General features: G+C 65.0%; 17 protein-coding genes. 10 read left to right on the top strand and 7 right to left on the bottom strand.

Going from position 1 to position 21,717, the window contains the following annotated elements:
* Nucleotides 1-42: 42 nt before the first annotated feature.
* The 4 genes from U4Y90_RS34920 (at nt 43) to U4Y90_RS34905 (ending at nt 6,088) form a co-directional block, all read left to right on the top strand.
* On the top strand, nt 43-2,163 hold the full coding sequence (locus U4Y90_RS34920; protein WP_321801593.1) for an ATP-binding protein: 2,121 nt from the start codon (nt 43-45) through the stop codon (nt 2,161-2,163).
* A 164-nt stretch (nt 2,164-2,327) separates the two neighbouring features.
* Nucleotides 2,328-4,547 carry a putative bifunctional diguanylate cyclase/phosphodiesterase gene (locus U4Y90_RS34915; RefSeq protein WP_321801591.1) on the top strand — a complete coding sequence of 740 codons (2,220 nt, stop codon included), beginning with the start codon at nt 2,328-2,330 and terminating at the stop codon, nt 4,545-4,547.
* A gap of 91 nt (nt 4,548-4,638) precedes the next feature.
* A complete protein-coding gene (locus U4Y90_RS34910) occupies nt 4,639-5,403 on the top strand; it encodes a hypothetical protein (RefSeq protein ID WP_321801590.1) in 765 nt (254 codons plus the stop codon).
* 28 nt (nt 5,404-5,431) lie between these two features.
* Nucleotides 5,432-6,088: a hypothetical protein gene (locus U4Y90_RS34905; protein ID WP_321801589.1), complete on the top strand. Its 657-nt coding sequence runs from the start codon at nt 5,432-5,434 to the stop codon at nt 6,086-6,088.
* 52 nt (nt 6,089-6,140) lie between these two features.
* Here U4Y90_RS34905 and U4Y90_RS34900 read toward each other — a convergent pair whose 3' ends face one another.
* The gene (locus U4Y90_RS34900) at nt 6,141-7,124 is read right to left on the bottom strand and encodes a LysR family transcriptional regulator (protein ID WP_321801587.1); all 984 of its coding nucleotides are present in this window, start codon (nt 7,122-7,124) and stop codon (nt 6,141-6,143) included.
* A gap of 134 nt (nt 7,125-7,258) precedes the next feature.
* Between U4Y90_RS34900 and U4Y90_RS34895 the strand changes: the two genes are divergently transcribed.
* The 4 genes from U4Y90_RS34895 to U4Y90_RS34880 all read left to right on the top strand — a co-directional run bounded on the left by U4Y90_RS34895 (nt 7,259) and on the right by U4Y90_RS34880 (nt 13,498).
* Nucleotides 7,259-8,584 carry an MFS transporter gene (locus tag U4Y90_RS34895; protein ID WP_321801585.1) on the top strand — a complete coding sequence of 442 codons (1,326 nt, stop codon included), beginning with the start codon at nt 7,259-7,261 and terminating at the stop codon, nt 8,582-8,584.
* Nucleotides 8,585-8,615: 31 nt separating this feature from the next.
* Nucleotides 8,616-10,121, top strand: a complete 1,506-nt coding sequence (locus tag U4Y90_RS34890) for a M81 family metallopeptidase (protein WP_321801584.1) — start codon at nt 8,616-8,618, stop codon at nt 10,119-10,121.
* A 48-nt stretch (nt 10,122-10,169) separates the two neighbouring features.
* Nucleotides 10,170-11,198, top strand: a complete 1,029-nt coding sequence (locus U4Y90_RS34885) for an alpha/beta hydrolase (RefSeq protein WP_321801582.1) — start codon at nt 10,170-10,172, stop codon at nt 11,196-11,198.
* Between the two features lie 320 nt (nt 11,199-11,518).
* Nucleotides 11,519-13,498 carry a PhoX family protein gene (locus tag U4Y90_RS34880; RefSeq protein WP_321801580.1) on the top strand — a complete coding sequence of 660 codons (1,980 nt, stop codon included), beginning with the start codon at nt 11,519-11,521 and terminating at the stop codon, nt 13,496-13,498.
* Between the two features lie 140 nt (nt 13,499-13,638).
* Here U4Y90_RS34880 and U4Y90_RS34875 read toward each other — a convergent pair whose 3' ends face one another.
* Together U4Y90_RS34875 and U4Y90_RS34870 are read right to left on the bottom strand one after the other, a co-directional pair.
* Nucleotides 13,639-13,842 carry a hypothetical protein gene (locus tag U4Y90_RS34875; RefSeq protein ID WP_106855058.1) on the bottom strand — a complete coding sequence of 68 codons (204 nt, stop codon included), beginning with the start codon at nt 13,840-13,842 and terminating at the stop codon, nt 13,639-13,641.
* A gap of 197 nt (nt 13,843-14,039) precedes the next feature.
* Nucleotides 14,040-16,067 carry a glycoside hydrolase family 28 protein gene (locus U4Y90_RS34870; RefSeq protein WP_321801578.1) on the bottom strand — a complete coding sequence of 676 codons (2,028 nt, stop codon included), beginning with the start codon at nt 16,065-16,067 and terminating at the stop codon, nt 14,040-14,042.
* Between the two features lie 207 nt (nt 16,068-16,274).
* Between U4Y90_RS34870 and U4Y90_RS34865 the strand changes: the two genes are divergently transcribed.
* Nucleotides 16,275-17,384 (top strand): porin, encoded by a 1,110-nt coding sequence (locus U4Y90_RS34865; protein WP_321801576.1) that lies wholly within the window; start codon nt 16,275-16,277, stop codon nt 17,382-17,384.
* Between the two features lie 48 nt (nt 17,385-17,432).
* Here U4Y90_RS34865 and U4Y90_RS34860 read toward each other — a convergent pair whose 3' ends face one another.
* Nucleotides 17,433-18,182, bottom strand: a complete 750-nt coding sequence (locus tag U4Y90_RS34860; RefSeq protein WP_321801574.1) for an SDR family oxidoreductase — start codon at nt 18,180-18,182, stop codon at nt 17,433-17,435.
* Nucleotides 18,183-18,284: 102 nt separating this feature from the next.
* Here U4Y90_RS34860 and U4Y90_RS34855 point away from each other — a divergent pair, with 102 nt between their 5' ends.
* On the top strand, nt 18,285-19,754 hold the full coding sequence (locus U4Y90_RS34855) for a PLP-dependent aminotransferase family protein (protein ID WP_321801572.1): 1,470 nt from the start codon (nt 18,285-18,287) through the stop codon (nt 19,752-19,754).
* Here U4Y90_RS34855 and U4Y90_RS34850 read toward each other — a convergent pair.
* From U4Y90_RS34850 to U4Y90_RS34840, 3 genes are all read right to left on the bottom strand, one after another.
* Nucleotides 19,751-20,368 (bottom strand): FMN-dependent NADH-azoreductase, encoded by a 618-nt coding sequence (locus U4Y90_RS34850; protein WP_321801571.1) that lies wholly within the window; start codon nt 20,366-20,368, stop codon nt 19,751-19,753. The two genes, U4Y90_RS34855 and U4Y90_RS34850, sit on opposite strands and share 4 nt — an antisense overlap.
* Nucleotides 20,365-20,853 (bottom strand): GNAT family N-acetyltransferase, encoded by a 489-nt coding sequence (locus U4Y90_RS34845; protein WP_321801569.1) that lies wholly within the window; start codon nt 20,851-20,853, stop codon nt 20,365-20,367. Before U4Y90_RS34845 ends, U4Y90_RS34850 begins: the two co-directional genes overlap by 4 nt.
* Nucleotides 20,854-20,983: 130 nt before the next feature.
* Nucleotides 20,984-21,547, bottom strand: coding sequence for a PAS and helix-turn-helix domain-containing protein (locus U4Y90_RS34840; protein ID WP_321801567.1), 564 nt, complete (start codon nt 21,545-21,547; stop codon nt 20,984-20,986).
* Nucleotides 21,548-21,717 lie beyond the last annotated feature (170 nt).

Raw genomic sequence — 21,717 nt, 5'->3', positions numbered from 1 at the left:
TCGCAATGGGATCGCGATTCTTCAGACAAGCAAGGGCCGGTTTTGACCTCGACTATCACCGATCATCGTCAGTTCGATTCATGGATCGGCGAAACGGCGCGCGCCATTCGCGATTTCGACTGGAGCGCGACGCCGCTCGGCCCGATCGGCGCATGGCCGCAAGTGTTGCGCTCCGTCGTGCAGATCATGCTGCGCAACGCATTGCCGATGGCGCTGCTATGGGGCAAGGAAGGCACGCTGCTCTATAACGACGCGTATGCGAGCTTCTCCGGCGGGCGTCATCCGCGCATTCTCGGCATGCCGATCGAAGACGCATGGCCCGAAGCCGCCGCGTTCAATCGCAACGTCGTCGATACGGGCCTGCGCGGCGAATCGCTTTCGTATCACGACATCAGCTTCACGCTGCCGCGCGACGGGCGCGAGGCGCAAGTATGGCTCGATCTGCATTACAGCCCGGTCGCGTCGAATGCAGGCGTGCCCGTCGGCGTGCTCGCGATCGTCGTCGACACGAGCGCGCGCGTGTTGCTCGAACGCACGCGCGCCGAAGCGGAACGGGCCTTCCGCGAAGCCAACGAGCGGCTGCAACTCGCGCTCAATTCGGGTGCGGTGCTCGGCACGTTCGTCTGGGAGATTCAGGAGAATCGCGTGAAGGGCGATGAGCGCTTCGCACGGACCTTTTTGTTTTCGTTCGACGAAGTGGCGACCGGCATGCCGATCGAGGCGGCCTTCGCGAAGATTCATCCTGGCGATCTCGAACGCGTCAGGGGACTGATTGCACGGACGGTGCAGCACAACGAGCTGTTTCGCGCGGAATACCGCATTCGCTCGGGCGAGTCGGAATGGACATGGATTCTCGCCACCGGCCGCTGCGATTACGATGAAGCCGGCGTGCCGACGCGCTTTCCGGGCGTCATCATCGACATTCACGATCGCAAGATCGCCGAAGAAAGCCTGCGCGAACTGACACGCGGTCTCGAAGACAAGATCTCCGAGGCCGTGTCCGCGCGCATTGCGGTGGAAGCGCAATTGCGTCAGAGCTTGAAGATGGAAGCGCTCGGCGCGATGACGGGCGGCGTTGCGCACGACTTCAACAACACGCTGCAGGCGATCAGCGGCAACCTGCAACTGCTGCAGTATCTTCCGCCGACCGACAGCCGCGTGCCCGAGCGCGTGCAGGCGGCGCTGGAAGCCGTGCAGCGCGGCGCGAAGCTCGCATCGCAACTGCTGTCGTTCGCGCGGCGGCAGCCGCAGTCGCCGGTCGTGATCAATCCGCGTCGTCTGTTCGACGAAATGCGCGAGCTCTTGCAGCATGCGGTGGGGCCATCGGTATCGATCAACGCGCTGCTTGCCGGGCAGGCATGGAACTTCTGCGCCGACCGCAATCAGCTCGAAAACGCGCTGCTCAATCTCGCGATCAACTCGCGCGATGCAATGCGCGGCGACGGCAAGCTCACGCTTGCATGCTCGAACGAAGTGCTCGATGCGGCGGCGTGCGAAGGCAAGGATCTGCATCCGGGCGAGTATGTGAAGCTATCCGCATCGGATACCGGCGAGGGCATGGCGCCCGAAGTGCTCGAGCATGCGTTCGAGCCGTTCTTCACGACCAAGCCCGAAGGCCACGGCACGGGGCTCGGCCTCTCGATGGTGTTCGGCTTCGTCAAGCAGTCGGGCGGGCATATCGCGGTGTCGAGCTCGGTCGATGTGGGCACGACGGTCGAGATGTTCTTCCCGCGCAGCTTCGACGATGAAACCGCGCCGTCGAGGGCCGACGCGATGACGGCGCATTCGGGCGGCGCGACGGTGCTCGTCGTCGACGACGATCCCGCGGTGCTGATGTCGACGGTCGCGATTCTCGAAGCGATGCACTACACGGTGCTGCGCGCCGCGAACGGCGATGCCGCGATGAGCGTGCTCGAAAGCGGCGTGGAGGTCGATCTGATCCTGACGGACGTCGTGATGCCGGGGAAGGTGAAGTGCGCGGACCTGGCGGAATGGGCGTTCTCGCAGCGCCGGCCGGTGCCGGTGATCTACGTATCGGGCTATACGCGCGACATTATTTCGCGCGATGGCGTGCTGCGCCCGAACGTGACGTTGTTGAGCAAGCCTTATCGGGCGGAAGCGCTGGCGAAGGAGATCGCGGGGGCGTTGAAGGGGGCGGCGTAGGCGCGCCCGGATTCCGCAATCTTTACCACACCGTCCCTTTCTAAAGACTTCCCCCCGCCCGCCGATAAAACACCGATCAAACCCATTACCAGAACAGGGCCAGAACGGTGCAGAGAGGCGCCAACGATTTTCTCGGGACCATTGGCGAGAGCGTCGCCAGGAACTTGCCGTACATCGAATACGCACGCCGTTTCGATGGGCTCGGTCTCGCCCCGCTCGGCGTGCTCGTCGTCGCGTGCGGAACCTTCCTGATACCGCTGCCGTGGAACGCGCTGCTCGCCGCGCTCGTCTTCGGCGCGACGCTCGTCATGCATCGCGTGCAGGAAGCGAACCGCAAGGCCTTCGTCGCGCGGCAGGTCGCGCACGGCCTGCTGGCCATCGCCGAAGACTGCCTGAAGCTGCTTTCGCTCGAAGGCCGCATCATGTGCATCTCCGAAGTTGGCGGGCGGCTCATCGAAGCGGATTGCGTCGACGATCTCGTCGGCATGGACTGGCTCGCGCTCTGGGACGGACCCGATGCACGGCGGGCGTTCGAGCGCGCGAAAGCGGGCGAATCGACATCGTTTTCCGGCGCCTGCCGCACGATGCACGGCAACCTGAAATGGTGGACGTCGACATTCGCGCCCGTTCATGGCGAGCACGGCAAGATCACCGCCGTGCTGTGCAAGTCGCGCGACATCACGGCGGAAGTGAATCTCATCGACGAACTGCGTGGCAATGCGCGCGTGCAAAAGGACATGGAAGATCACGTCGACGCCGTCTTCTGGACCGCGACGAACGATTTCCGCGAACTGCTGCACGTGAGCTCCGCATTCGAGCGCATGTGGGAAATGCCGATCTCCGCGCTCGAAGCCGATCAGACCGCGTGGTCGCAGCGCGTGCATTCCGAAGATCTGCCCGCGCTGCGCGACGAGATGCGAACTGCCGTGAACACCGGCGCCGCCACGCAGAGCTACTTCCGTCTGTGCCTGCCGCACGACCGCACGCGCTGGGTGCGCGCGGACATCTACCCGGTGCTCGAGGATGGCGCGGTGTCGCGCGTCGTGAGCGTGTGCGTCGATGCGACCGACGAGCGCCAGCGTCTGCAAGAGCTGCATCGGCTCGCCAACACCGACAGCCTCACCAGTCTCGCCAACCGCAACGCGATGATGGACGCGCTCGTGAAGCGCTGCGAGGCGCTCGCGCCGTTCGCGTATCTCTTCATCGACATCGACCGCTTCAAGTCGATCAACGACACGGCGGGCCATATCGCCGGCGATGCCGTGTTGCGCACGATCGCGCGGCGCATCCAGGAAGCGCTGCCCGAAGGCGCCGTGGCCGCGCGGCCGGGCGGCGACGAGTTCACCGTGATCCTGCCCGGCGCTTTCGAACAGGAAAGCATCGCGCGCGCGTGCCGCAAGCTCTCGCTCGCCTGTCATCGTCCGATCCAGATCGACTGCAAGAGTCTGACGATGACGTGCTCGATCGGCGTCGCGCTCTATCCCGAACACGGACGCACGCCCGAAGCGCTCTTCATCAGCGCCGACATGGCGATGTATGCCGCGAAGCGCGCGGGCCGCAACACGTTCCGCGTGTTCGGCGATCGCGAGAAGGACGATCTCGCGCGCGCGCATCTCGAAGCGGAACTGCACGGCGCGATTCGCGAGAATCAGTTCGTGCTGCATTTTCAGCCGCAATATCGCGTCGATTCGGGTGAGCTCGTCGGCGTCGAGGCGCTGCTGCGCTGGGATCATCCGCAGCTCGGGCTGCTCGCGCCCGGCGCATTCGTGCCGGTGCTGGAAGAGAGCGCGCTGATCGTCGAAGCGGGGCATTGGGTCATTCGCGAAGCCGTGCTGGCGGCGTCGCAACTCGCGCTCGCGCTGCCGCAGGCCTGCTCGGTCGCGCTCAACGTGTCGCCGAAACAATTCCGCGACCCGCGCCTCGTGTCCGTGCTCAGGCACGCGATCAGGCGCGGCTGCATCGATTCGAGCCGCATCACGCTGGAGATCACCGAATCGGCGCTGATCGAGAACGTCGACGACGCGCAGGTCGTGCTGTCGAACGTGCGCGCGATGGGCGTGCGCATCGCCATCGACGATTTCGGCACGGGCTATTCGAGCCTCAGCTATCTCGCGCGCTTCCGGCCCGACGTGCTCAAGCTCGACAAGTCTTTCGTCGACAATATCGCGACCGACGTGATGGTGCGCACGGTGGTCGAAGGCGTGATCGATCTCGCGCACAAGCTCGGCGTGACGGTGGTCGCGGAAGGTGTCGAAACGCAGGAGCAGCTCGACACGCTGCGCGACGCGCGCTGCGACAAGGTGCAGGGCTTTTTGCTGAGCCGCCCGGTTGCGCTTGCAAGCCTGATGGCGCAGGCTCAGGCGCGGGAGGCGGCCACGCAGTAACGCGCGGATGATCAACGTTCCCGCGCGCCCGGGCCGCCCAGCGTTATCATCGCGACATTCGCGATGCGGACCGGAACGGAGGAGGGACGCAATGAGCCACCTGATCTTCGCGCTGGGCGTGTTCCTGCTCGTGTTCGCGAGCTCGCTGGCCGGCCTCTGGCTCGCGCGGCTCCTGCCCTCGCATCATCTGAGCAAGGATTCGGCGAAGGCGATCCGGCTCGCGATCGGGCTCGTCGCGACCATCGCCGCGCTCGTGCTGGGGCTGCTGATTTCATCGGCGAAAAGCTCCTTCGATGCGATCAACAACGACCTCGTCCATAACGCGGCGAACATGATCCGCCTCGACAGCACGCTCGCCCAATACGGTCCCGAGGCGCAAGCGCTGCGCGCCACGCTCAGGCGCGATTACGGCGAATGGATCGATCTGCTCGTTTCGAGAAGCACGACGCGCGCCGCGGGCCTCGACAGCCCCGGCATCATCCTGCGCATGGAGGAATTTCAGCACAGTGTCGCGATGCTCACGCCGGCCGACGATCACCAGCGCGCGCTGCGTACGCGCGCGCTCGCCATCGCCGACGAAGTATTCGCGTCGCGCTCGCTCGCGCTGCTGCAACGCGGCGGCTCGCTGCCCAAGGCGCTGATGTTCGTGCTCGTGTTCTGGCTCGCGATCATCTTCGGCACGTTCGGCGTGCTTGCGCCGCGCAACGGCAGCGTCGTCGTCGCGTTTCTGGCGTGCGCGCTGTGCGCGGCCGGCGCGGTGTTCCTGATTCTCGAAATGGACACGCCGCTCGACGGCATCGTGCGCGTGTCGATCGGCGCAATGCGCGAGGCGCTCGCGCGCATGGGCGGCGTATGAAGGCGATCGTACTTTACGGAGACAAGCGATGAAGACGTCATGCTTACGCGTTTCGCTGGTTGCGCTCGGCTTCGCGGCGAGCACGCTGGCGCTGGCTCAGTCCGCGACGACTTGCTCGCCCACCGGCGCGAGCGACGCGAACGCCGGCAAGCGGGTTCAGGTGCGCGACTTCACGCCGGTGAGCCGGGAAGGCGGCTCGTCGCATTTTCTCGGCTCGCGGCTGCGTTCGGCGCGCAACGCGATGAAGGTGGATCAGAACGCATCGGCGCTGGCGGAAGGCATCGTCGGGGCGCTGAACGCGAAGGGCATCGTCGCGTGTCATGTGACGGCGGACGCGCCGCCGCCGACATCGGGCTGGCTCGTGAGCGGCGAGTTCGACGAAACGCTGACGACGGGATTCGGTGCCGCGTTACCGTCGATGGGCTCGTCGGACAAGCCGCCCAACACGCATGTCACAGTGCAGCTCGCCAATCTCGCCGCGAGCCCGGACGCGCCGCTCTCGCAGATCGACACGAGCAGCGAACTGAAGGGGCAGAAATCGGCCGCCGCGCCGAAGCCCTACGGCGCGGCGGCGCGCTTCGTGATCAACAAGACCGAAGCGATCTCGTCGCTCGACGATCTCGCGGCGAAGATCGCGGATCAGATCGCGGCGGAGAAGGCGAAGCTCGAGGGCGGCGGCCAGTAGCCGGTCAGCGCGCGCTTCGGCATGGCGCCGTGCCGAAGCGCGCAGGCATGGATCATCGCGGCTTCGCGGGCGGCGCGTTTCGCCGTTGTCCCCGCGGGCGCGCTCGTTTGGCGGGCGCAGCGGACGGCCGCACGAACATCGGCATGCGGCTCAGAATCCAGTCGAGCAGTTCCTGCGGCCCCGCCGCGAGCGGACGCCCCGTCTTCACGAGCAGCTTCGCCTGCGCGCTTTCGAACAGCGGATGCGCGACCGGAATCGTCGTCAATTCTCCGCTCGCCAGTTCTCGATACGCGGCGAACTCGCCGATCAGCGTCATGAAATTCTCCGCCGCGACGAAGCGCTTCAGCGCGCCGAGCGAGTTCGTCGTGAGCGTCGGCCGGATGGCGAGATCGTCGGTGGTTTCCAGCATCTTCACGACATGGCCGATGCCGAACGTGGGCGGCATCAGCGCGAGCGGATAGTCGAGCAGATCGCGAATCCGCGCGACGCCGCCGCGCATCGCCAGCGGATGATCGCGCCGCGCGAGCAGCACCACCGGCTGCGGCGAGCTCGCGCGAATCTCGATGCGCTCGTGCGGCGGCGGGTTGTACGCGAGCCCGATATGCGCGCGGCTCTGCGCGACTTCTTCCAGCAAGTCGTCGACGGCGAGCATCTGCAGGTCGATGTCGAGGCGCGGATAGCGCGCGCAGAACGGCGCGAGCACGTCGTCGACGAGCGTATCGACATAGCCTTCGCTCACCGCGAGCCGAATCTGCCCTTGCTGCAATCCCTTTAACGCGTGCAACTGGTCTTCGAGCTTTTCCTGCTGCGAACGATACCCACGCCAGAACTCGAGCAGATGAAACGCCGCCTCGGTCGGCCGCACGCCGCGTGCCTCGCGCTCGAAGAGCGTCGTGTCGAGTTCGTTTTCGAGCAACTTGATCTGCCGCGCGATCACCGACGGCGACGTGTTCAGATGATCCGCCGCGCCGCGAATCGTGCCGTGCGTCAGCACTTCGTGGAAATAGCGCAGACGTTGCTGGTTGATTTCGCGCATGGCGTCGTCCGTATCGAAAATGGAAGTGTTGCTCACAGGGCAACGATACGTGAACTTAGTTGCTCTTGCCAGCACAGTCGGGCGCGCTCAACATCGCCTTACCCGATGAGGGGAGACGAAACAAGGAGACGCGGATGTCGACGATTCAGACCCTGCGAGGCGGCGATGCCGTTTCGGCGCTCTACAGCAGAATCAACTGGCGGCTCCTGCCGCTCTTCATCGCGTGCTACATGTTCGCGTATCTCGATCGCGTGAACGTGGGCTTCGCGAAACTTCAGATGCAAAGCGATCTCGGTTTCTCCGATGCGGCCTACGGCGTCGGCGCCGGGATCTTCTTCATCGGCTACGTGCTGTTCGAAATTCCGAGCAACCTGATGCTGCCGAAGATCGGCGCGCGTCTCACGTTCAGCCGCATTCTCGTGCTGTGGGGCATCACGTCGGCCTGCATGCTGTTCGTGCGCAACGTGCCCGCCTTCTACGCGATGCGCTTTCTGCTCGGCGTCTTCGAGGCGGGCTTCGCGCCGGGCATGATCTATTACCTCTCGTGCTGGTACGGGCCGAAGCGCATGGCGCGCGCGATCGCGCTGGTGTTCGTCGCGGGGCCGCTCGGCGGCGTCGTCGGCGGGCCGCTGTCGGCGTGGCTGATCGCGTCGCTGGCGGGCGTCGGCGGACTGGCCGGATGGCAGTGGATGTTCCTCGTCGAAGGGTTGCCCTGCATCGCGCTCGGCGCGCTCGTCTGGCGCGTGCTCGCCAATCGTCCGGCCGATGCGCGCTGGCTCACGGACGATGAGCGGCGTCTCGTCGAAGCGGAAGTCGGTCATCACGGCGGCGCGTCGCATCGCATCGAATCGTTCAGGGAGATCGCGAAGAATCCGCGTATCTATCTGCTGGCGGCCGCGTACTTCTGCATCATCTTTCCGATCTACGCGATCAGCTTCTGGCTGCCGACGCTCATCAAGGAGCAGGGCCTCAGCGGCTCCGTGCACGACACGATCCGCCTCGGCTGGTATGCCGCGATTCCGTATGTCGCCGCGGCTGTCGCGATGTACACCGCGGCCCGCCGCTCCGACAAGGTCGGCGAGCGCCGCTATCACAGCGCGCTGCCCGCGCTCGCCGCCGCCGCGCTGCTCGCGATGACGCCGTATGCATCGGGCCATCTCGTCGCGACGATCGCGCTGCTCACGCTCGCCACGGCCTGCATGTGGATGGCCTACACGGTCTTCTGGGCGATTCCGTCGGAAACGCTTTCCGGCCCGGCCGCGGCGGGCGGCATCGCGCTCATCAACACGATCGGCCTGTCGGGCGGATTCTGGGGCCCGGCGGTGATCGGCTGGGTCAAGACCGCGACGGGCAGCACGCATGGCGGCCTGCTCGTGATGGCGTGCATGGCTGCGCTCTCATGCGTGCTGATTCTCGCGAACCGGCGCCCGGTTGCCGTAGCGAAGGCACGCACGGCCTGAACATCAATCGATACTCGAAAGGACGACGATCATGAAGATTCTCATCGCGGGATTCCAGCACGAAACGAACACCTTCGCGCCGACGAAGGCGAGCTACCGGAGCTTCATCCAGGGCGAGGGCTTTCCGCCGATGGCGCACGGCGACGACGTGCTCGCGTTGCGCGACGTGAACGTGCCGATCGGCGGTTTCATCCGCTGGGCCGAGGCGCAGGGGCACGAACTGATCCCCGTGATCTGGGCGGGCGCGAGCGCATCGGCGCATGTGACCGAAGACGCGTACGAGCGCATCGCGGGCGCGATCGTCGATCGGGTGCGCAAAGGCGGTTTCGACGCGATCTATCTCGACCTGCACGGCGCGATGGTCACCGAGCATCTCGACGATGGCGAGGGCGAGCTGCTGGCGCGCGTGCGCAATATCGTGGGCGCGGCGATGCCGCTCGTCGTGTCGCTCGATCTGCATGCGAACGTGACGGCGCGCATGGTCGCGCTGGCGGATGCGCTCGTCGCGTATCGCACGTATCCGCATGTCGACATGGCCGATACCGGCTTGCGCGCGGCGCATCTGCTGGCGCAACGCATCGCGCACGGCAAGCCCTTTGAGCGCGCGATGCGCCGTATCCCTTTCCTCATTCCGGTGAACGGCATGTGCACGCTCGTCGAGCCGGCGCGCGGCATGTACGGCATGCTCGAAGCGCTGGAAAAAGACTTGGTGTCGCTGTCGTTCGCGCCGGGCTTTCCGGCATCGGACTTCGACGAGTGCGGCCCGGTGTTCTGGGGCTACGCGCTCGATCAGAAAGCGGCCGACGAAGCCGTCGACGCGCTTTTCTCGACGCTCGTGAACGACGAAGCGCGCTGGGACGTGCCGTTCCTTTCGCCCGATGAAGCCGCGCGCGAAGCGATCGACGCGAGCCGCGACGCGACGAAGCCCGTGATCATCGCGGATACGCAGGACAACCCCGGCGTCGGCGGCGATTCGAACACGATGGGCATGGTCCGCGCGCTCTTGCGCAATCGCGCGCGCGATGCGGCCGTGGGCGTGATCTGGGACGAGCCGGCGGCGCGGGCGGCGCATCGCGCGGGCGTCGGCGCGCGCATCAGGCTCGCGCTCGGCGGCGGCTCGAACGTGCCGGGCGATTCGCCCCTTGAAGGCGAGTTCGAAGTCGAGTATCTGTCGGATGGCCGCTTTCGCTTCGACGGCCCGATGCTCAACGGCATGTCCGGCGAACTGGGCGCGACAGCGTGCCTGCGCATCGGCGGGGTGCGGATCGCGGTGAGCAGCATCAAGATGCAGGTGTTCGACCGCAATCTCTTTCGCGTCGCGGGCATCGAGCCGGAACGCATGAAGATCCTGGTGAACAAGAGCTCGGTGCATTTTCGCGCCGATTTCGAGCCGATCGCGGAGCGCATTCTCGTCGCGAAAGCGCCGGGGCCGATGGCCGCCGATCCGGCCGATCTGCCGTGGCGCAATCTCGATGCGCGCATGCGCGTGCGCCCGCTCGGGCCGACGCTTGCCGAGCTGCGCGCATCGGCCGCGTGAGCGCGGATTGCCGATTTCAACGAATACATCGAAAAGGAGAATCGCAACATGCCGGATGAACAGATCAATGCGTGGCGCCGACGTTTTCTCGGCACGGCCGTCGCGAGTGTCGGCGCAATGCAGCTCGGGTTGAGCGACCTCGTTCGCGCGCAAACCGCCCCGCGTGCCTCATCGGCCACCGGGTTCGCGGAGATTCGCCAGATCGACGCGGGCGCGCTCAGTATCGGCTATGCCGAAGCGGGGCCGGCGAACGGTCCCGTGGTGATCCTGCTGCACGGCTGGCCGTACGACATCCACGCGTTCGCGGACGTCGCGCCGATGCTCGCCGCGCAAGGCTATCGCGTGATCGTGCCGTATCTGCGCGGCTACGGCTCCACGCGCTTTCTGTCCGCCGGCACGCCGCGCAACGGACAACAGGCGGTGGTCGCGGTGGATATCGTCGCGCTGATGGACGCGCTGAAGATTCAGAAGGCCACGCTCGGCGCATTCGACTGGGGCGCGCGCACCGCGAACATCATCGCGGCACTGTGGCCCGAGCGCGTGAAGGCGATGGTCTCCGTGAGCGGCTACCTGATCGGCAGCCAGCAGGCGAATCGCGCGCCGCTGCCGCCGAAGGCCGAGTTCGCGTGGTGGTATCAGTTCTACTTCGCGACCGATCGCGGCCAGGCGGGCTACGAGGCGAACCGTCACGATTTCAACAAGCTGATCTGGCAACTCGCGTCGCCGAAATGGAGTTTCGATGACGCGACATACGATCGCTCGGCGAAATCGTTCGAGAATCCGGATCACGTCGCGGTGGTGATTCACAACTATCGCTGGCGCCTCGGTCTCGTGCAGGGCGAGGCGCAATACGACGCGCTCGAAAAGCGCCTCGCGAGCGCGCCGGCGATCGGCGTGCCCACCATCACGATGGAAGGCGATGCCAACGGTGCCCCGCATCCCGATCCCGCGGCGTATGCGAAGAAGTTCACCGGCAAGTATCAGCATCGGAACATCGAGGGCGGCATCGGACACAATCTGCCGCAGGAAGCGCCCAAGGCATTCGCCGATGCGGTGATCGACGCAGACCGGATGTAAGCGCCAGGAACGACCAGGCTGCGCGACCGGCTCGCCGCGCCGCGCAGCCGTGAACATGCTTAGGATGACTAGTTGAACTGCCGGCTCCGTTATCTTCGATATGCGTCGGCAACGGGCGCGCAATCCTGGCGAAACACTACACGCCTCAAATCACGATCCCCGCTTTCAGGTCAGGAACGAAGTAATTACATCGACCTGTCAAATTAATTTCACAATTATTTCCTACAGTAGCGCGTCAACCGGCACGTCGGGCCGCAATGGCCCGGACGCAGGGGATTTCATCGCCGGTACAACCCACGATCAAGGACTCGAAACCACACATGGCGCAGCCACTCGACCTCTCCCGTCGCAAGGCCCTCAGGATTCTCGCCGGCGCACCGATGTTGCCGCTCGGCGGCGCGGCAGCAGCTTCGTTTCTCGCCACCGCGTGCGGCGGCAGCGAAAGCAACGCGGCAACGCCCGCTTCCGCGCCGGCGTCGACGGCTGCTTTCACCACGGCCGCGTTCAGCAGCATGGCCGCGCCGACACTCGCCGATCCCGGCGCGATGGCCAGGACCACCGTCGCCTCGACGATGACCGTGAACTACAGCGACGGCAGCAACCGCGCGTACAAGCTCGCGTATCAGCCATTCTTCGTGACGGGCGATGTCGTGACGAACACGGCCGGCGGCACGATCGTCGCGGGCGGTTACTTCGATATCGACAATCAGCCGATCATCGACAAGTCGGTGGCGGGCAAGGAGCGCCAGTTCTTCTCGGACTGCCCGGACGGCACCTCGCTGATCGAGCTCGACAAGCCGACCGTCAAGGGCGTGAAGGGCAACGCCGTGTTCGCGGTCGTGCAGTTCGAATACACGACGCGCGACCAGAATGCCGCCAGCATGTACGGCCGCCTGCCGTCGCCGATCGCCGTGCTCACGCTCGATCAGGACCCGGCCACCGGCAAGCTCTCGCTCGTGAGCTACGCGAATGTCGATACCTCGAAGGCGAACGGACTGTGGATCACGTGCGGCGCGAGCCTTTCTCCGTGGAACACGCATCTGTCGAGCGAAGAGTACGAGCCGGATGCGGCGCTCGGCGCGAAGGACGCGCAGTTCCTCGCGTACAGCAAGAACCTCTACGGCGATGAGACCAGGGCCCGCCCGTATCACTACGGCCACGTGCCCGAAGTCACTGTGAACCCGGACGGCACCGGCACGATCAAAAAGCACTATTGCCTCGGCCGCATTTCGCACGAGCTGATTCAGGTGATGCCCGACAAGCGCACCGTGATGATGGGCGACGACGCGACCAACGGCGGCGTCTTCATGTTCGTCGCGGACAAGGAAGCGGATCTCTCGGCGGGCACGCTCTACGTCGCGAAGTGCGCGCAGACGTCGTCGGCGGGCGCGGGCTCGGCGAATCTCACGTGGATGAGCCTGGGCCATGCAACGAGCGACGAAATCGAGAAGCTCGCCGACACGCTGACGCTCGCCGACATCATGGACGTCGTCAGCGACGCGACAGTCGGCCCGACGCTCGACGCAAGCTACACGCGCATCAACTACAACGGCGCATTCAACTGGGTTCGCATCAAGCCCGGCATGGAGAAGGCGGCCGCGTTCCTGGAGACGCACCGCTACGCTGCCTTGCGCGGCGCGAGCATGTGCTTCACGAAGCTCGAAGGCACCACGGTCAACGCGAAGGACAAGATCGTCTATTCGGCGATGTCGCAGATCGTCAAGTCGATGGTCAAGGGCGATGCGCACGCGTCGGACTTCGCGGTCGACAAGACCATCAATTCGGGCGCCGTCTATGCGTTCAACCTGAAGGGCGGCCAGCGCGATCTGACCGGCGCGGCGATCGACAGCGAATGGGTGCCCGTCGACATGGCCGCGCCCGCCGCGCTCGTCGGCGAGGATATTTCGGCCGATGCGCTCGGCAACATCGGGAACCCGGAGCGCATCGCGAATCCGGACAATCTCAAGTTCTCCGAGAAGCTGCGCACGCTTTTCATCGGCGAGGACAGCGGGCGGCACGTCAACAACTTCCTGTGGGCGTACAACGTCGATACGAAGTCGCTGTCGCGCGTCCTGTCGGTGCCTTCAGGGGCCGAATCGACGGGCCTGCACGCGGTCGACGAGATCAACGGCTGGACCTACGTGATGAGCAACTTCCAGCACGCGGGCGACTGGGAAACGCCGCTGCATTCGAAGGTTCAGGCAACGCTCGATCCGCTGATCCGCGCGAACTACAAGGATCGGTACGGCGCGGCGGTGGGTTATCTGACCGCCGATCCGACCTCGATCAAGCTGGCCTGACGATGCCGCGCGGAGCGTATTGAAGCATCGCGCTGAGTGCGTTCGATTCGCACGCACGAAAAAAGAAACGCCGCGAACGAATGTCGCGGCGTTGGTGTCTTGCCCGATCGAATGCGCGGCGGCGCGCGCCGCGCGCAAGTTCAGCAGCGCTGCTCGCAGTCGATATATTCGAAGCCCGCCGCAATCGCGAAGCGGATCGCTTCTTCCACGTTGGGGAACTCGCCCGGCAGCCGCACGGAACGCTCCATCCCGTTCAAATCCTGGATTCGCGCCGTCGCGGCAAACACATTGCCCTGCCGGACCGCTGCCGGCGTGACCATCATGTCCCTGTAGCTGAAGACCATTTCTTTCTCTGTCGGATGTTGTCGGCCCGCGCGGTGCGCTTCGCGGGACACGCTTCTTGGTTTTCGGAGAGGCTACGGACGCTCGTCCGGCCACCCATGCTTCAGGTTATCGGCAGCGGTAACGCTTTCTTTACGGGAAGCGCTTAAAGGGCCCCGAAGGAAGCATTCGAAGCGCTTTCATCCGATCGTTTCGCGTTTCACTGGCCCGGGAAGGCCCCGAACGCCTGGCTGCAATCGACCGGCGCGACGCCCGCCGCATTCGCCGCGGCGCGCGTGACGCTGACGTTGCCGCCCGCCACGAACGGCAGCGTCGTGCCGCCATCGCCGATCGTGATGCGCGCATCGGCGACCGAGAAGCTCGACGGCGCGACATCGGCGACCACGTTGTTCAGCGAGATCGCCAGCGGATTGACGACCGGCGGACTCGGCCAGCCGATGGTGCCGCCCGACCAGCCCGAGCCTTGCAGAACCGGGCTCGCCGAATTGAAGCCCTGGAACGTGAAGCTCGACGCATTCACGATGCGCACGCCATCGAGCACGATGTTCTGGAAGTTCGGATAGAGGCCGCCGTTCTTCGTCGGGCTGTAGTACGGCGAGAAAATCAGCGCTTGCGGCGCGCCGTCCGTCGATGTCTGCGGCATGCGGATGCACACGTTCGAATAGCGGATATCGGAGACGAGACCGCTGCGGCTCCAGTCCGACTTGATGCGCACGCCGTTGTCGGCGCCATCGATCGCGAGATCGTAGACGTTGACGTTGCTCACGCTCGGCAGAATGCCGTTCACCGACGTGACGTCGGGGTTCGTCGCGCCGTTGTCCGTGCCGGCCATTTCGCTGCCGATCGACATGCCGTGGCCCGTATAGAAGCGGCTATGCGCGACGGTGATGTTGTAGGTGCGGCCGTTGACCGTGCCCGTGCCGCCCTTGATCGCGATGTTGTCGTCGCCGGTGCGGATATGCGTGTACGCGATCAGTATGTTGCTCGCATCGCCCGCGAGCTTGCCCGGGTTGCCGGCATTGCTCGTGATCGGACCGGAACTCGCGGGGTCGATGCCGTCGGTGTTCTTCGCCGTGTCGGGGCTGTAGGGCATGCCGAGATAGTTCTTCATCGCTTCATACGCGGCGGTCGGCGTATAGATCTTGACGCCCCATGCCGTGAAGCCGTCGATGCCGCTCGGCACGACGTGAAACTTGGGCGCGTTCTGCAGCGTCACGCGATACAGCGTGAAGTTGCGCCCGTTGCTGATCTGAATGAGGCGCGGATTGTTCTGCGCCTGATTCTGCACCTTGTTCGCCATCCAGCCGATATCCCACCAGCTCATGGCGGCGCTGCCGTCCGGGCGCGTCATCAGGTTCGGATCGTTCGGCACGCTGCTGATGAGCGGGCTGCCACCGCGCCCGTCGATGACGCCGTCGCCCATGACTGCGCCGTTCGCGATCTTGCTCGCGTTGATGAGCGCGAGACAGCCGTTGTCGCTCGGGGTGATCATGCCGCAACTCGCGGTGCCTCTGACCTTGTCGTACTGACGCGGATCGCGCGATGCGAAGAGCGTGACGCCCTTGTCGATCCACAGCGTGACCCCGCTCGGCAAATTCAGCGCGCCGGCGATGAACGCGTTCGCGCCGTTCGTGCCCGGCACGAGCCGCACCGCCTTGTTCGTCGAAAGGCCGGTGCTCGACGGGTTCTTGCAGGCGTCGAGCGCGGACTGGATGCGCGCGGAATCGGGCGCGGTATCGGTGGCGTCGGCACTATCGGGCAGAAGACCGTTGGCTTGCGCGGTGAGCGTAGCGGGCAGCGTCGCGCAGATCAGCGGCGCGAGGGGCAACGTAGGCTCGGGCGGCAGCGCGGGGTCGTAGGTGGTGGTCCCGACCTGAAAGCCCGCGGGCGTAGTGTCGGATGCGGGCTGGTCCGCGGTCGCGGGCGTGGTCGGTGTAATGGATGTGGTGGGTGTTGTCGGCGTGGTGGGTGTGGCGGCGGTAGCAGGCGTACTCGATGCGTCCGGAGTGTCGGGCGTGGCCGATGTGGCTGACGCGGCGGACGCGGCTGACGTGCCCGATGCGGCGGGAACGGAATCTCCGCTGGACGTGGACGCCGCGGAATTCTGCACGGGTGGCGACGACGCATCCGTGCCGCCGCAGGCGTTGAGCGTCAACGCGAGCGAGGCGGCGGCGAGCCAGGCGACGCCGGCACGGGCCAGCGCGGAAAGAGCAGGATTCTTGTTCAATTGTTGAGCCTCGTTGAAAGCAAAATCGAATTCTCGACGTTGTACGACGTCGTTTGAATATTAGGCATCCGAATAATTACTCCGACACTCGGTGCTCGCCCTTAAGCCATTTCGACGCTCGATTCCTGCCGAGTTCACCGGATGGTGCTAACGTGCAGCGAATCGTTTTTCTCAACCGGGCAGGGCCAGCATGGAGTTCCGTCGGCCATGAAAGTTCGTCTCTGGAAAGCGGCAGCCTGTTTCGCTCTGGCCTCGTCGGGCGCGTGGGCGCAGACCAGCGTCACGATGTACGGTCGTCTCGATGGCGGCATCGAGTATCTGAATCACATCGCTAACGGCACGGGCGGCAGTTCGTCGCGATGGAGCGCCGAAGGAGGGGACTGGGGCACCAGCATGTGGGGCCTCAAGGGCAACGAAGACCTGGGCGGCGGCCTGAGCGCGCTCTTCGACCTCGAAACGGCCATCCAGATCATGAACGGCACCACCGGTGGCGGACGTTTGTGGTCGCGCCGCGCCTATGTCGGGCTGAACTCGAAGACGTGGGGCCAGTTGCAGGCGGGCCGCAATCTCTTCATCGACAGCGATGGCGTGTGGGAATTCGATCCCTTCGTGCAGCAGGCGGTTTCATCGGCGTCGCTCGTGCGCGGACGCAACTGGCAGCAGACGAGCAACAACGTCGAATACCACAGCCCTGTGTTTCATGGCTTCGACGTGCAAGGGCAGTACGCGTTCGGCAATCAGCCGGGCGCGTTCAATTCGGGCGCACAAGGCGAATTCGGCCGCTCCGAAGGCATCATGCTGACCTACCATTCGCCCGTTTTCGACGTGCGCGGCATCTACGACGAACTGCGCAGTCAGAACGGCAAGCTCGACAATATCTTTCAGGCGTCGCGCGAGTTCTTCGTCGGCGCCAATCTGAAGATCGAAAAGTGGAAGGTGCAGGCCGCGTACACGCATTACACCGCACCGGATTCGCCCGTGGGCGTGGCAGACAGCGCCGATCATTACTGGCTCGGCGCGACCTATCAGGCGACGCCCGCGTGGGCCGTCACCGCAGCGGGTTTTTATATTCATGTGGGCGAAGGCGCAGGCGATGCCGCGCACGATCCCGCGGGCCACGCGATGCTCTATGCGCTCGGCACGACCTACAACTTCAGCAAGCGCACCTTTCTGTACGGCACCGTGGCTTACGTGCGCAACAGCGCGAACGGCACGTTCTCGGTCTTCGCGACGCCGCGCGATGCGCAGCCCGGCACGAGCCCGATGGCGGGCGAGTCGCAGACGGGCGCGTACGTCGGGATGATGCACGTGTTCTGAGCGAAGTCGCGGACGTGTCCGCTGGCGAGGCGGGCCGGCGCGCATGCGTCACGATCGCGCGCGCTTCATCCAGTCGTCGAGCGCGATGCTGCCGCGACGCGCGTCGTCCAGCGGCACGAGCGAGTTTTCTTCGATGGTGCCGCCGAAGTATGTCGCCTTCGGATCGACGACGATCTCGCGCGCATCGCCCTGCGCCTTCAGATACTCACCGACGATCCGGTGCAGCGGCGCGCGCTCCGGACCCGCGATATCGACGATGCCGTTCAACGGCGCGGCGAGCGCGACATCGGCGACGATGGCCGCGACGTCGTCCGCCGCGATCGGCTGGAACTGCCCCGTCGACAGATGTACTTTACCGTCCTGCATGCCCGCATCGGCAATGCCGCCGAGGAACTCCATGAACTGCGTCGCGCGAACGATGGAATACGGCACGCCCGATTGCGCGATCAGCGTTTCCTGTGCGAGCTTCGCGCGGAAATAGCCGTTGTCCGGCATGCGGTCCGTGCCGACCACCGACAGCGCGACATGATGCTGCACGCCCGCCGCGGCTTCGGCCTTCACGAGATTCGTGGTCGATGCGCGGAAGAACGCCATCACGTCGTCCGGCGCCCATGAAGGCGCGTTCGCCACGTCGATGACGACTTGCGCGCCGCGAAGCGCTTCATTCAATCCCGCGCCGGTCACCGAATCCACGCCGCTGCGCGGCGACGCGGCGACGGCCTCATGACCCTTCGCACGCAGAATCGCAACCGTTTTCGCGCCGATCAAACCCGAACCGCCAATGACGACGATCTTCATGATGTACCTCTGGATCAAGTGAAAGTAAGGTCATTGTGTAAGAATCATGGCTTAGCAGAAAGGGACAAGAATCGTCGATTGAACTAGTCCATGAACCGCGCCATGCCAACCGCCGAACACACGCTGACTATAGCGATCGATAGACGCGAAGCGTCGCCGATCTATCTGCAGATTTGCGAGCGCTTCAAGGCCGCCATCGCGGCGGGTCATCTGAAGCCGGGGGATCGCGTGCCCGCGTTGCGCGGACTCGCGACGCAACTGAATACTGCGCGCGGCACGGTCGAAATGGCCTATAACATTCTCGTCGATGAGGGTTATCTGCAGATGCGCGGCGCGGCGGGCACGTTCGTGTCGTCGTCGCTGCCGGGCGCGGTCACGTTGTCCGCGGCGCGCCGGCCTCGCGAGCGGGCGGACGCGCCGCGTACCGAACGCGTCGAAGCCGCCGCGGACATCGGCCACGATGCCAAGCCCCTGCGCCCTGGCTTGCCGGCGCTCGATGCGTTTCCGCGCAAGGTCTGGAGCCGGCTCGTCGCGCATCGCGCGAGGAGCGGCGATCTCGCGACGCTCACCTATCCCGATCCATCCGGCTATCGCCCGTTGCGCGAGCGCATCGCCACTTATCTCGGCTTGTCGCGCGGCGTGGAGTGCGTGCCGGAGCAGGTGTTCGTGACGAACGGTTATCGCGCGACGCTCGAACTGATCCTGCGCAGTCTCGCGAGACCCGAGGACCGCGCGTGGTTCGAAGAGCCGGGCTATCTGCTCGCGCGAAATTTTCTGGTCGAAGCGGGCGTGCGGCTCGTGCCGGTGCCGATCGATCACGAAGGTCTCGATGTCGATGCCGGCATCGCGCTCGACGCCGGTGCGCGCCTCGCGTTCGTCACGCCATCGCATCAGAGTCCGCTCGGCGTCACGCTGTCGCTCGCGCGGCGCATGAAGCTGCTCGACTGGGCGAGCCGCGCGGGGAGCTGGATCGTCGAGGACGATTACGACAGCGAGTTTCGCTACGTGGGCCGCCCGCTGCCCGCATTGAAGAGCCTCGATCGCGACGATCGCGTGATCTACTGCGGCACCTTCAGCAAGGTGCTGTTTCCGGGGCTGCGGCTCTCGTATGTCGTGGCGCCGGAGCGGGCCGTCGCGCGCTTCGGGCAACTCACGAAGAGCATGAACGCCGGCTCGCCGTATCTGTATCAGGCGGCGGTGGCGGACTTCATCGCGCAAGGGCATTTCGCGCGGCATCTGAAGCGCATGCGCGCGCTGTATGCCGAGCGGCGCGTGCTGCTCGCAAACGAGCTTCTGAAGGCGTTCGGCGACAGAGTGAGCATCGAGCTGCCGACCGGCGGCATGCATCTCGTCGCGATCTTCCCGAAGCGGCGCGATGGGCTCGTCGACGACATGGCGATCGCCTCGCGCGCGCGTGAAGCGGGACTCGCGGTGCTCGCGCTATCGGCGTGGTATCTGAGCGGGCGCACGAAGCATACGTTGCGCGGGATCGTCGTCGGCTTTGCCAATGTCGCCGATGCCGCCGAAGCCGCGCGTCTTGCGCGCATGCTTCGACGGGCTTACGACGGTTAGAGCGCGATGGCGTCATCCGAGGCGAAGAGCGCATGTCGCGCCAGTTCGTCACGCGCGCATCGCAGTGCTTCGGAGACGGCTTCATCGCCGCGCACGAGCCCTTGCAACAGCAGAAAGTGCAGGCTTTGCAGGCCGATGGAGCCGAGCGCATAACGCAGATACGGCGTGAGGAAATCTTGCTGACCCGCGTGCTCGCCGCGATGAAAGCCGCCCGATCCGACGATCACGAACGCGGGCCGGTCGCGCATCAGGCCGATCTTGCCTTCGGGCGTCGCCGCGAAGGTGCGATGAATGCGCAGCACATAGTCGATCCACAATTTCAGCGCGGCGGGCACGGTGAAGTTATGCATCGGCGTGTTGACGATGAGGACATCCGTCGTTTCGATTTCGCGGATCAATTGCTCGGAGACGTCGAAGCGGCTCGCATCCGCATCGCGCGACGTGATCGCGCGCGCATAGTCCCGCGTAAGCGGCGGCAGCGGCTTTGCCGTGAGATCGCGCTCGACGACTTCCACGCGCGCGGCCTTGCGCAGCGTCTCGATCATCTCCCGCGCGAGCCGGCAGCCATGACTCGCTTCGCCGTGCGGACTTGCATTCACGAAGAGCACCTTCATCGCGCGGCCTCCGTGCGGTTGCCGCCGAGCGGTTCGACGAAATGCATGCCCTTCGCGAGCAGGCCGTTGCGATAGTAGAAGCGCTGCGCGAGCGCCATGTGCAGGCCGGTATCGAGCACGAAATGCGCGCAGCGTGAATGACGCGCGATCTCGCGAACCCGGTCGAGCAATTGCGCGCCGATACCGCCACGCTGCAAACGCGCCGTGACGACGAGATCGTCGACATAGACGAAGCGGCCATACAACGTGTTCGTTTGCGTGCGATAGCCAGCGAGGCCGAGTATCGCGTCGTCGCCGTCGCCGTTGCCGTCGCCGCCGCCATCGCATGCGGCGAGCAGGCGATAGCTTTCCTCGCGCTGACGCCGCATTTGCGTGCAGAAGGCGTTTGCGTCGATAAGATGTGGGCGCAACTCCTTCATGACATCGAAGGCGCGCGTCCAGTCGTCGGGTGTGTCGAGATGCCGGAAGGTGACCGGGGTGTCCATGCGTGTTCTCCGCGTTGCATGACACGTACGATAGCGGCGCGATGACATAGCCAGAAGGGCCAAGAAATGGCCGTTCGAGTAGGCCATGCCGCACTGCGTTTCGCACGTGCACAGACGCGGGAAAACAGGTTCAGGCCAACAGACGCGCGATCAGTTCCTGTGTGGCTCTTGCGCCGTACTTGCGCAGCAGGCTCGCCCGATGGATATCGACCGTGCGCGGGCTGATATTCAATTCCTTGCCGATCTCCTTGCTCGTCATGCCATGAACGAGCAGGGCCGCAACGTCGCGTTCGCGTTCGGTCAGCATGCCGCCGTTGTCCGATTGTTTAGTGCTCTGCGACATATCCGTGAACGTCCAGATCGCGAGCTCGAAAGGCCGCTTCGGGTTATAGCCGAAGCCGCAAACCGTGACCCAGAAGTGGCTTCCGTCGATGCGCCGCATGATGCGGTCGTCGCTGAAGACGGCGTGCCTGGCGAGCAAAGGGGCGAGACGGCGCCCGGTGGTGGCGAAGTCCTTTCGTTCGGGATAGAGCTTCGAAAACGATTGATCGACGATGTCGCTGCGCGTCGCCCTGAAGAGCTCCAGGGCTCGCGTGTTGCAGTCCATCATGATCCGTTCTCTCGCGACGATGACCGCCACGGGCAGATGCCTGAACAAGTCCTCGTAGTCGAGCGCGGGCGTCGGGTCGGTCATGTCGAAAGAAGGGGCGCGTCTGGCGAAAAGTTACTGTAACACCGAGGTTCAGCAACCTTCGCACAGCGCGCGCAATTCGTCCGGATCAGACGTTCCACACTTCGCCGAAGAAGCGCATCCAGTTCTCGCCCATCACTTTCCTGATGCGCGCTTCGCTCCAGCCTGCCTTT

Origin of the sequence: Caballeronia sp. J97 (assembly GCF_905220305.1) — a bacterium.
In the GTDB taxonomy this organism is placed as follows: domain Bacteria; phylum Pseudomonadota; class Gammaproteobacteria; order Burkholderiales; family Burkholderiaceae; genus Caballeronia.
Note: the sequence above shows the minus strand (reverse complement) of the source record. Positions and strands in the feature narration are given on the sequence as shown.

Coding starts and splice junctions, on each gene's coding strand:
- U4Y90_RS34910 (WP_321801590.1), top strand. CDS start 4,639: ATGAGCCACCTGATCTTCGCGCTGGGCGTGTTCCTGCTCGTGTTCGCG.
- U4Y90_RS34905 (WP_321801589.1), top strand. CDS start 5,432: ATGAAGACGTCATGCTTACGCGTTTCGCTGGTTGCGCTCGGCTTCGCG.
- U4Y90_RS34900 (WP_321801587.1), bottom strand. CDS start 7,124: ATGCGCGAAATCAACCAGCAACGTCTGCGCTATTTCCACGAAGTGCTG.
- U4Y90_RS34895 (WP_321801585.1), top strand. CDS start 7,259: ATGTCGACGATTCAGACCCTGCGAGGCGGCGATGCCGTTTCGGCGCTC.
- U4Y90_RS34890 (WP_321801584.1), top strand. CDS start 8,616: ATGAAGATTCTCATCGCGGGATTCCAGCACGAAACGAACACCTTCGCG.
- U4Y90_RS34885 (WP_321801582.1), top strand. CDS start 10,170: ATGCCGGATGAACAGATCAATGCGTGGCGCCGACGTTTTCTCGGCACG.
- U4Y90_RS34880 (WP_321801580.1), top strand. CDS start 11,519: ATGGCGCAGCCACTCGACCTCTCCCGTCGCAAGGCCCTCAGGATTCTC.
- U4Y90_RS34875 (WP_106855058.1), bottom strand. CDS start 13,842: ATGGTCTTCAGCTACAGGGACATGATGGTCACGCCGGCAGCGGTCCGG.
- U4Y90_RS34865 (WP_321801576.1), top strand. CDS start 16,275: ATGAAAGTTCGTCTCTGGAAAGCGGCAGCCTGTTTCGCTCTGGCCTCG.
- U4Y90_RS34860 (WP_321801574.1), bottom strand. CDS start 18,182: ATGAAGATCGTCGTCATTGGCGGTTCGGGTTTGATCGGCGCGAAAACG.
- U4Y90_RS34855 (WP_321801572.1), top strand. CDS start 18,285: ATGCCAACCGCCGAACACACGCTGACTATAGCGATCGATAGACGCGAA.
- U4Y90_RS34850 (WP_321801571.1), bottom strand. CDS start 20,368: ATGAAGGTGCTCTTCGTGAATGCAAGTCCGCACGGCGAAGCGAGTCAT.
- U4Y90_RS34845 (WP_321801569.1), bottom strand. CDS start 20,853: ATGGACACCCCGGTCACCTTCCGGCATCTCGACACACCCGACGACTGG.
- U4Y90_RS34840 (WP_321801567.1), bottom strand. CDS start 21,547: ATGACCGACCCGACGCCCGCGCTCGACTACGAGGACTTGTTCAGGCAT.